Here is a 9878-nt window from a genome sequence, read left to right on the forward strand (position 1 = left end):
TTTCATGTGAACTCGTATCTGGTGTGTACGACCTGTTTCTAGACGGCAACTTATTACCGATACATAACCTAAATCTTCAGTAACTGTATAATGAGTAACGGCAGGTTTTCCTTTATAGGCTTCATCATCCAGCCATACGGTGTTTTGTAGTCTGTTTTTAGGATGACGTCCAATATTCCCTTCTACCGTCCCGGATTTTTCTTGAAAATTACCCCAAACGATTGCGATGTACTCTCTTTCACTAGTTTTTGCAGCAAATTGAGCAGATAGATAAGCCATTGCCTCTTCCGTTTTGGCCACTACTAAAAGGCCACTCGTGTCTTTATCGATTCTATGAACAAGTCCTGGTCTATTGCTAGAGTTATTAGGCAAGTTTTCAAAATGGTGAATTAATGCATTGATTAAAGTACCAGAATAATTACCATGCCCTGGATGGACCACCATTCCTGCAGGCTTATTCACAACAACAAGGTGGTCATCTTCATATACTATGTTTAACGGTATATCCTCTGCCACTAATAAAGATTCATGAGGTGGATGATCAAACGATACTCTTATGTCATCATGTGGCTTTACCTTATAATTAGATTTTACAACCTCACCGTTTACAGTAACGGCTCCTTCTTTAATACCTTGTTGAATTTTTGAGCGTGTTGCATTCTCGATAAAGTTCATTAAATATTTATCTACTCGCAGTGGATCTTGCCCACTACCGGCGGTAAATTGATAATGTTCATGTTTATCAAGACTCTCTATACTATCGTGTTCTATATCTTTACTCATCATCATTTACATCATTACGAGCAGCTGGGTTATTACCATCTGCAAGAACTAGATCTATAGTAGAAGTTTTACTTAACTGTGTTCCTGGCTCTAGCTTTTTATTTTTGTAACGCATTTCTAGAACCGTATTCTCAGCGATGTTAGGTTTATATGTAATCTCGCCTATTTTAAAGCCTAAGGCTTCTAAGGTAGGCACTGCCAGCCTCTTAGTTTTATATATTAAATTAGGTACGGTAACTTTTTCATAGCCTGATGCGTTCACTTTAATATAAATCTGACGGTTTTCTTTTACAAATTTTCCTGCAAGAGGATCTTGTTCAATAACTGTTCTAGGCTTAAAAGCAGGATTATAACTCGTACTATCTATTATTTTACTACGTAGATCTAAATCTTCAAGTTGTTCTTTAACCTCTGTTAAAGTTAGCTTTTCTAAATTAGGTACTTCAATTTTTTGATCGTGGTTAGTATACCAGTCCAACCAAAATAAATAGGTAAAACACAGTACAACTGTTACCACAGCTGCTATAACTACTTGAATCCAAAATGTTTTGGTAAAAATGAATCTGAAGAAATTCATAGGGATGTATTGATTTTAAAAGGCTAAAATAAGCGTATTTTTCTCCACTAGTTAATAATGCAACAAAGATACGGATAGAATACCTTCTTAGAACGACAACTTTTTTAACTTTGTTGTGGACGCTTGCGCGAAAACAAAACCAATGAAAAACATTGCAGTATTAATGGGTGGCTATTCTCATGAGTGGGAAATATCCCTGAAGAGTGGAGCTGTTATTACCCAATTTCTTGATAAAGATCTATACACGGTCTACCCTATTCATATTTTAGAAGATGGATGGTACTATTTAAATGAACAGTCTCAAAAATTTGAGATTAACAAAAATGATTTCAGTTTAAATATTGAGGGAGAACACATTACATTTAACTGTTGTTACAATACTGTCCATGGTACACCAGGAGAAGATGGCAAGTTACAAGCTTACTTAGAATTATTACGTATTCCACAAACCTCTTGCGATTCATACCAAAGTGCTATTACTTTTAATAAAAGAGACTGTATTGCTGTATTAAAACCTTGGAATATCACTACTGGCAATCACTTATATGTAAACAAAGGAGATACGATCGATGCAGAATTGATTGCCCGTAGTATAGGTTTACCTCTATTCGTAAAAGCAAATAGAAGTGGTAGTAGCTTTGGAGTTTCTAAAGTTTACAAGGTTAAAGAAATGGATGCCGCTCTAGAAACTGCATTTGCAGTAGATGAAGAAATTATTATTGAATCCTTCTTAGATGGCGTAGAGGTATCAGTAGGAGCGTATCAAATAGATGATACAATTCATGTACTTTTACCTACAGAAATCGTTACAGAAAATGATTTCTTTGATTATGAAGCAAAATATGAAGGCAAATCCAAAGAAATAACACCTGCACGCATCAGTGAAGAAAACAAAAAAGCAGTTCAAGATATTACAAAACGTATATACCAAGTATTAAAACTTAAAGGGCTCGCTAGAGCAGACTTTATTTTCCATAATGGAACGCCGCATTTTATAGAAATAAATACAAATCCTGGAATGAGTAAAGAAAGTATCATTCCTCAACAAATTCAAGCTTCTAATCTTAAGTTAACAGATGTTCTTACTGACGTTATAGAAAATACGATTAAACAACATACATTATGAAAAGAGCTGTTTTCCCAGGAAGTTTTGACCCTATCACGTTAGGACACTACGACATTATTGAGCGAGGTTTGGGACTTTTTGATGAGATTATCATTGCAATAGGTGTAAATGCTGATAAGAAGTATATGTTTTCACTTGAAGAACGCAAACGCTTTATTGAAGAATCTTTTGGTAATAAAGCTCAAATTAAAGTTATAACCTATTCTGGTTTAACGATAGACTTTTGTAAAGAACAAGATGCGGCTTTTATTTTGAGAGGATTGCGCAATCCTGGAGATTTTGAATTTGAAAAAGCCATTGCTCACACTAATAGAAAACTATCAGAAATTGAAACCGTATTTCTACTTACTAGCTCTGGTAAAAGTTATATTTCATCCTCTATTGTACGTGATGTAATAAGAAATAATGGAGACTACACTAGCCTAGTACCTAACTCAGTAAGAATATAACATGAAAAATTATTTAATAGTTGCCATATCATTTATTTTAATTTCTTGTGGAGAGCCTACTAAAGAAGAAACAGCTCAAGAAATCAAAGAATTTATAACCCCATTTGAAAAAGGTAATGGCAACCAGACTGCTACTTATAATGAGGTAATATCATTCTATGAAGAATTGAGTTCTGAATATTCTACTGTTGTTATGGAAGAAGTAGGACTTACAGACAGTGGTAAGCCATTACACCTAATCAGTTATTCTAAAAATTCCATAAACTGGAAAAGTGTTAATGAAGATAAAATTAAAATACTTATAAATAATGGCATTCACCCTGGAGAAAGTGACGGTATAGATGCGACCATGATGCTCATGAGAGATCTGGCAGTAGGCAAACTAGACGCTCCAGAAAATGTAATATTTAGCGCTATTGCAATTTACAATGTAGGTGGCGCTTTAAATCGTAATTCTACAACACGTACTAATCAAAATGGACCAGAATCATATGGTTTTAGAGGTAATGCTCGCAACTATGATCTCAATAGAGATTTTATAAAGGCAGACTCCCGTAATGCACTTGCATTTTACGACATCTACCATATGATTAATCCTGATATATTTATAGATAACCATGTAAGTAATGGAGCTGATTATCAATACACACTAACCCATTTATTCACACAACACAATAAGTTAGGCCACGAGGCTGGAAACTATTTATATGATCAATTACAACCAGAGTTAGAGAAACGCCTTAAAGAAAGAGAATTACCTATCACACCATATGTAAATGTATGGGGTTCTTCTCCAGAAAACGGCTTTTCACAATTCATGGATCACCCTAGATATTCTACCGGATATACCAGTTTATGGAATACCCTAGGCATGATGGTAGAAACCCACATGCTCAAACCCTATAAAGATCGTGTTATGGGAACTAAAGCTATTATGGAAGAAATGATAACCATAGGCTCAGAAAACGTCGAGGTTATAAAGCAAGTGCGCTCTGCATCGTTTGAGGCTTTCACTGAAGATAAGTTTTATGCATTAAATCATCAACTTAACAATTCAAAAGCAGACACCTTAAATTTCATGGGCTATGAGGCTATAACTACCACTAGCGATGTGACAGGAAACAAATTAATGACATACGATCGATCGCAGCCATTTACAAAGAAAACAGTTTACAAAAATCACTTTAATGGGACAGATAGTATTGCAATTCCTGAATATTACATAATACCACAAGGCCAGTGGAAAATTATTGAGTTAATGAGACGTAATAAAATACAGATGGAATTTATCACGCAAGACACCACATTAACCGTTGCTAAATATCGTATCGCAAATTATCGTACTGCAAATAATGCTTATGAAGGTCATTTTCCTCATAGTAATATAGAAGTGCAAGAAGATGTTGTAGAGTTACGCTTTCGCGAAAGCGATATCCTTATCCCAACTAAGCAACCAGGAATAAGGTATATCTTAGAAACATTAGAACCTGCTGGACAAGATTCCTTTTTTAAATGGAATTATTTTGATACTATATTGCAACAAAAGGAAGGTTTTTCTACTTATGTTTTTGAAGCTACTGCTCGTGATATTTTATCTAAAAATAAAGCTCTCAAAGCAACATTTGACTCTATTAAAAAAGTCGACAAAGATTTCAGAAGTAGCAATTACCGCCAGTTAGAATGGATTCACAAACGTAGTCCCAATTATGAACAAGCTCATTTAAACTACCCAATTTATAAATGGAACAAACAATGAAGAAAACAGCATTATTTTTAAGTTGTATGGCATTGCTTTCTTGTAACAAAAAGAAAGAAAAACCTGAAGTAAAAGTTACCGTTACTGAGGCTATTCCTTATGAAAGTATGGATAAACAGATCGCCTGTAATGGAAATACGTATAATTATAACATCCCTGTTTTCAATTCTAGTGCAGAGATTGCAGGCATTATTGAAAACCCTATCAAGGAGTTAATCACTAAGGATTTTATAGATGTTACTTACAATCGAGATGCTAGTTTAAGGTCTATAATTGAAATCTTTCACGATAGAAGGGAAAGAGTGCTTTGCAACGATCAAAAGATAGAAGGGCTTTTATCAGTAAACACTCAATTTATCACAGAGAATGAAGATTTTGTAAGTTATGAATTGAATTATAAAAGAGGTCAAAAACAAGGAAGACTGCTCAAAACCTTTTTAAAGCCAGAGCTTAAAGAAATTCACCTTAGCGATCTTATTCCTGAGAAAAAGAGCCAAGATGTTATGACCATCTTTAATGCAAATTTGCAACAAGAAGTAGCTAATCTTGTCACCGACATTCCTACTGGAGACGTTCAAAATCAATTCATGGAATACGTGCGCAATACAGCATTCAAATTTGAGCCTAAAGATTTTGAAACCGCTGGATTAGCATTTGATTTTAAGGGTGAAGTGACAAAGAGTCTGAGATTATCTAAGAAAATAGATTTACCTAAGCAATTTGAGTTTTTAAACGACACAGTAATTATCGAGATTGACGCCTATCAATTAACACACTATCTAGATTTATCTCGTTTGATCAACTAACATATCATCAGGAAATAATTCTCTAATATTAGCATATGATTCTTTTAAGGCGAGTGTGGCCATGTCTTTATCAAGCCACACTGCCTTATCTATACCTTCTTTCTTTTGCGGTTTTAATTTTTTAATGGAATCTGTCTCCATTATAAACCAGTGTGTAAGCTTCAATTTAACCTTACCTTTTCTTGAAAAAGTATGATAGGTATGTCCTAGGTAATCTTTAATTTTCAGGTTCTTAACACCTGTTTCTTCCTCTACCTCTCTTATGGACGTCTCTTCTATAGTTTCTCCTTTTTCTTCCTTTCCTTTAGGTAAGTCCCATTTACCATTGCGATGAATAAATAAGAAATCATTATTTTGATTCACCACTAGACCGCCGCCAGCAATCACGATAGGTGCTAGTTTGTGCAATCTTTTAAGTAACTTTTTTTCGCTTTTAGAATAAAGAACAACTTTATTAAGTTCTTTTTTTTCTATTCTTTCTATAAGATCTTGAAAATCTACCTTTTTAATAGGAAAGATATGATGATCTTTAAATTTGCTTTTATCAGAGGTCAGGATTATAGCGACCTCTTTCACAAAAACTTTATACATTTGTCCCATGGTAAGAGATAAGGATATAGCAATAAAAACTGCTGAGTTATTATTGCAAATTAAAGCAATTAAACTGCAACCACAAGAACCTTTTACATGGGCCAGTGGATGGAAATCGCCTATTTACTGTGATAACAGAGTAACACTCTCATATCCAGTAATTAGAAATTTTCTTAGAGAGCATCTAGCGTCTCGCATAGAAGCTCTTTATGGTAAACCAGATGTAATCGCAGGTGTGGCAACAGGAGCAATAGGTATAGGAATGCTTGTGGCAGACTATATGAATCTTCCGTTTATATACGTGAGACCTGAGGCAAAGAAGCATGGTCGCAAGAATCAAATTGAAGGTCACCTAGAAAGTGGCAATAAAGTTGTAGTAGTAGAAGACCTTATAAGCACTGGTAAGAGCAGTCTTAATGCAGTAGATGCACTTAAAGCTGCAGGAGCAGATGTTAAAGGTATGATAGCGCTTTTTTCTTATGGATTTGATTTTGCAGTAGAAAATTTTAAAAAGTACGATCTAGAACTGACTACGTTAAGTGATTATGATCATCTGGTAGAGCAAGCCACTCAAGCTGGTCATTTTAACGACGCCGAAATAGAATTATTAAAAAGCTGGAGAAAAGATCCTAGCAATTGGAACTCATAAACATAACAAATGAATTTAGAAAGCCGTGTTGCACAAACACAAAAATCTCCAGAAGAGTTATATAATTTTTTAACTCAGGTAGAAAATTTTAAAAATTTAATGCCAGAAGACACAAAGTTTGAATTGAGAGGTGAGGATAAATTCCTCTTTGGTCTTAAAGGAATGCCAGAAATAGCATTAGGTCTTAAAGATAAAACTCCACATTCTGAGGTGGTATTAGGTTCTACAAGCGATAAACTAGCCTTCACACTTACGTGTAAAATCAATGAAGTAAACTCTGGCTCTGAAGCACAGCTATTTTTTAATGGGGATTTTAATGCTATGATGGCAATGATGATTAAAGGCCCTATCAATAAATTCTTGGATCAACTAGCAAACGGTATAGAAAAAATCTAGTAGATCCATTTTAACTCTTTAAGGGTAAATAATCTTTGTTCACCACTGGTTTCAAGAATTAGCTTCCCATCAGCAGTGGTACCTTTTACGGTGCCTTTAAAGGTACCGCTGTCAGATATAAATGAAGCTACCTGATTAAACTTAAATAGATACTTAGTATACTTTTGCGCAACTTCTATGGGGTTGCGCAAATTGTTTTTAAGTTGTTTTAAAAAACTGATAAGCAACTTTTCTAGATCAAATTCTCTATTTGTAATCTGTTTTAAAGAAATAGCTTTAGGTAAATCAATGAATTCTTCTTGATTTACATTAAGCCCTATACCTATAATGCTATAAGCAATATGCTCTCCAGCATATATATTTTCAATGAGAATTCCGCACAGTTTATGTCGTACTGACAGTATGTCGTTAGGCCACTTAATTTTTGACTGTATTTGTAATTCATCTTTAAGCCATTCGACTATGGTGACAGAGATCAATTGATTAATTAAAAAAGGTGATAAATTTTGTAAGTTTTTCTTAATTAAAACACTAAATGTCAAGTTTTTACCTTTTTCAGAAACCCATTTTGCACCTTGTTGCCCTTTCCCTTGAGATTGCTCGAGAGTATATATAGTAGTAAGTTGTGGTAATTCGCTTTCGCGAAAGCGAGATTTCAACTCATCATTTGTTGATGTAGTGGCATGTAATTTGACAATGTTCAATTGAATATTTATTTGCGAGTTTATGGGTAATTTAGTAAAACAAGCTCAAAAAAAGAATAAATTTGTGAATACAAACAATAATTAATGATCAAAGAAAATGTTTCTGCTGATGCGCTCATTGCACAAATCGTTGCCGGCATTGAGGATGTAAAAGGAAAAGACATCACTATACTAGACCTAAGAGAAATTGAAAACACTGTGACGAGTTACTTTGTAATATGCAACGGTAGTTCTAACACACAGGTTAACGCTATTTCTAATTCGATTCAAAGAAAAGTGAGCAAAGAATTACAAGAAAACGCATGGCATATAGAAGGTGAAAATCAAGGAGAATGGGTGCTAATGGATTATGTTAATGTGGTAGTACACGTTTTTCAACAACAAATAAGAGAATATTACGATTTAGAAGAGCTTTGGGGTGATGCAAAAATTACCGTTATAGAAAGTGCTTATTAATAAGTTCATACCAGTACAATGTCAGAAAATTCAAATAATAAAAAACGTCCTAATTTAAAGCCGGGCTCAGGAAAACCTAAATTCAACATTTGGTGGATTGTTACTCCTATAGCTATACTTTTCATAGGATACTATCTAGTAAACAACTCTGTTAATCAAACTAAAAGATTAGATTATCTAGAGTTTTTTGATGCTATAGAAGATAGAGAAGTAGACAGTATAGTTGTAGTCAGTAATAGAGGTATTGCTCAAGTCTACATGACTACTGAAGCGCTTAAAAAACCAGAGCATAAAGCAAGTAAAAAAGCACCATCTTTTGGTGGTATTAAATTACCTAACTACACCGTAGAATTCGGTGATGCAAAAGCTTTTGAAGAGCAACTTAAGGAAGTTATAAATACTTCGAGTCCAGAAACGACGTTGGTATTTGACCGTGAAGATGAAGGTCTTATGGATTTACTGCTTTCTATTTTACCATTTATTTTAATCATAGGAATCTGGTTATTCTTAATGAGAAGAATGAGTGGCGGCGGCGCTGGCGGCGGCGGCGGACAAATTTTTAACATAGGTAAATCCAAAGCAAAATTATTTGATCAAAAAACTGACGTTAAAACTACATTTAAGGATGTAGCTGGATTAGAAGGTGCTAAGGAAGAAGTACAAGAGATTGTAGACTTTTTAAAAAATCCTGAAAAGTACACCTCACTAGGTGGTAAAATTCCTAAAGGTGCGTTACTAGTAGGATCACCTGGAACAGGTAAAACACTTCTTGCAAAAGCTGTGGCTGGTGAAGCAAAGGTTCCTTTCTTTTCATTAAGTGGATCTGATTTTGTTGAAATGTTTGTAGGTGTAGGTGCAAGTCGTGTGCGTGACTTATTTAAACAAGCGAAAGAGAAGTCTCCTGCCATTATATTTATTGATGAGATAGATGCCATAGGTCGTGCCCGAGGAAAATCTAACATGTCTGGATCTAATGATGAGAGAGAAAACACATTGAACCAGCTTCTTACGGAAATGGATGGTTTTGGGACTAATACCAATGTTATTGTACTTGCCGCAACAAACAGAGCTGATATCTTAGACAAAGCTCTTATGCGTGCTGGTCGTTTTGACAGACAGATTTACGTAGACCTGCCAGATGTAAGAGAACGTGAAGAAATTTTTGAAGTGCACTTAAGACCACTCAAAAAAGTAGAAAATGAGTTAGACACAGCATTTCTAGCTAAACAAACTCCTGGATTCTCTGGAGCTGACATAGCAAACGTATGTAACGAGGCTGCTCTTATTGCTGCAAGAAATGGTAAAAAAGCTGTAGGCAAACAAGACTTTTTAGATGCTGTAGATAGAATAGTAGGTGGTTTAGAGAAAAAGAATAAACTCATAACACCATCTGAGAAAAAGACTATTGCATTTCACGAGGCTGGTCATGCCACAGTAAGCTGGATGACAGAGCATGCTGCACCTCTTATTAAAGTTACCATAGTCCCACGTGGGCAATCCTTAGGAGCTGCATGGTACCTTCCAGAAGAACGTCAAATAGTTAGGCCAGAACAAATGCTGGATGAAATGTGTGCCACAATGGGTG

The 9878-nt window shown here is 34.9% G+C and carries 12 protein-coding genes; 8 read left to right on the forward strand and 4 right to left on the reverse strand.

Translation table 11 applies throughout. The features are described from left to right. A partial coding sequence (locus A9Q93_RS13475) for an RluA family pseudouridine synthase (RefSeq protein ID WP_303687934.1) occupies nt 1-783 on the reverse strand: 783 nt, incomplete at its 3' end. Continuing rightward, complete coding sequence (locus A9Q93_RS13480) at nt 776-1360, reverse strand: PASTA domain-containing protein (protein ID WP_303687923.1); 585 nt, start codon at nt 1358-1360, stop codon at nt 776-778. The genes A9Q93_RS13480 and A9Q93_RS13475, both read right to left, overlap by 8 nt. 142 nt (nt 1361-1502) lie before the next feature. Here A9Q93_RS13480 and A9Q93_RS13485 point away from each other — a divergent pair, with 142 nt between their 5' ends. Genes A9Q93_RS13485 through A9Q93_RS13500 form a run of 4 tightly spaced genes read left to right on the forward strand, consistent with a single transcriptional unit; the run spans nt 1503 to nt 5497 of the window. Beyond that, a complete protein-coding gene (locus tag A9Q93_RS13485) occupies nt 1503-2486 on the forward strand; it encodes a D-alanine--D-alanine ligase (RefSeq protein ID WP_303687924.1) in 984 nt (327 codons plus the stop codon). Beyond that, on the forward strand, nt 2483-2935 hold the full coding sequence (gene coaD / locus A9Q93_RS13490; protein ID WP_303687925.1) for a pantetheine-phosphate adenylyltransferase: 453 nt from the start codon (nt 2483-2485) through the stop codon (nt 2933-2935). The genes A9Q93_RS13485 and coaD overlap by 4 nt, the downstream gene beginning before the upstream one ends. 1 nt (nt 2936) lies before the next feature. Further along, complete coding sequence (locus A9Q93_RS13495; RefSeq protein ID WP_303687926.1) at nt 2937-4691, forward strand: M14 family metallopeptidase; 1755 nt, start codon at nt 2937-2939, stop codon at nt 4689-4691. Beyond that, nucleotides 4688-5497, forward strand: coding sequence for a hypothetical protein (locus A9Q93_RS13500; protein WP_303687927.1), 810 nt, complete (start codon nt 4688-4690; stop codon nt 5495-5497). The genes A9Q93_RS13495 and A9Q93_RS13500 overlap by 4 nt, the downstream gene beginning before the upstream one ends. Here A9Q93_RS13500 and A9Q93_RS13505 read toward each other — a convergent pair. Next, complete coding sequence (locus A9Q93_RS13505) at nt 5477-6088, reverse strand: NUDIX hydrolase (RefSeq protein ID WP_369674749.1); 612 nt, start codon at nt 6086-6088, stop codon at nt 5477-5479. The two genes, A9Q93_RS13500 and A9Q93_RS13505, sit on opposite strands and share 21 nt — an antisense overlap. Before the next feature lie 7 nt (nt 6089-6095). Here A9Q93_RS13505 and pyrE point away from each other — a divergent pair, with 7 nt between their 5' ends. After that, on the forward strand, nt 6096-6737 hold the full coding sequence (pyrE, locus tag A9Q93_RS13510; protein WP_303687929.1) for an orotate phosphoribosyltransferase: 642 nt from the start codon (nt 6096-6098) through the stop codon (nt 6735-6737). Between the two features lie 9 nt (nt 6738-6746). Then, nucleotides 6747-7133: an SRPBCC family protein gene (locus tag A9Q93_RS13515; RefSeq protein WP_303687930.1), complete on the forward strand. Its 387-nt coding sequence runs from the start codon at nt 6747-6749 to the stop codon at nt 7131-7133. On the opposite strand, the gene A9Q93_RS13520 is transcribed toward A9Q93_RS13515, so the two are convergent. After that, nucleotides 7130-7837, reverse strand: a complete 708-nt coding sequence (locus tag A9Q93_RS13520; RefSeq protein WP_303687931.1) for a biotin--[acetyl-CoA-carboxylase] ligase — start codon at nt 7835-7837, stop codon at nt 7130-7132. The genes A9Q93_RS13515 and A9Q93_RS13520 overlap by 4 nt on opposite strands. A gap of 84 nt (nt 7838-7921) precedes the next feature. Between A9Q93_RS13520 and rsfS the strand changes: the two genes are divergently transcribed. Beyond that, on the forward strand, nt 7922-8293 hold the full coding sequence (gene rsfS / locus A9Q93_RS13525; protein ID WP_303687932.1) for a ribosome silencing factor: 372 nt from the start codon (nt 7922-7924) through the stop codon (nt 8291-8293). A gap of 18 nt (nt 8294-8311) precedes the next feature. Further along, a partial coding sequence (gene ftsH / locus A9Q93_RS13530) for an ATP-dependent zinc metalloprotease FtsH (RefSeq protein WP_303687933.1) occupies nt 8312-9878 on the forward strand: 1567 nt, incomplete at its 3' end.

This window comes from Nonlabens dokdonensis (assembly GCF_002162835.1).
GTDB classification, from domain to species: Bacteria; Bacteroidota; Bacteroidia; order Flavobacteriales; family Flavobacteriaceae; genus Nonlabens; species Nonlabens dokdonensis_B.

Coding starts and splice junctions, on each gene's coding strand:
- A9Q93_RS13480 (WP_303687923.1), bottom strand. CDS start 1,360: ATGAATTTCTTCAGATTCATTTTTACCAAAACATTTTGGATTCAAGTA.
- A9Q93_RS13485 (WP_303687924.1), top strand. CDS start 1,503: ATGAAAAACATTGCAGTATTAATGGGTGGCTATTCTCATGAGTGGGAA.
- coaD (WP_303687925.1), top strand. CDS start 2,483: ATGAAAAGAGCTGTTTTCCCAGGAAGTTTTGACCCTATCACGTTAGGA.
- A9Q93_RS13495 (WP_303687926.1), top strand. CDS start 2,937: ATGAAAAATTATTTAATAGTTGCCATATCATTTATTTTAATTTCTTGT.
- A9Q93_RS13500 (WP_303687927.1), top strand. CDS start 4,688: ATGAAGAAAACAGCATTATTTTTAAGTTGTATGGCATTGCTTTCTTGT.
- A9Q93_RS13505 (WP_369674749.1), bottom strand. CDS start 6,088: ATGTATAAAGTTTTTGTGAAAGAGGTCGCTATAATCCTGACCTCTGAT.
- pyrE (WP_303687929.1), top strand. CDS start 6,096: ATGGTAAGAGATAAGGATATAGCAATAAAAACTGCTGAGTTATTATTG.
- A9Q93_RS13515 (WP_303687930.1), top strand. CDS start 6,747: ATGAATTTAGAAAGCCGTGTTGCACAAACACAAAAATCTCCAGAAGAG.
- rsfS (WP_303687932.1), top strand. CDS start 7,922: ATGATCAAAGAAAATGTTTCTGCTGATGCGCTCATTGCACAAATCGTT.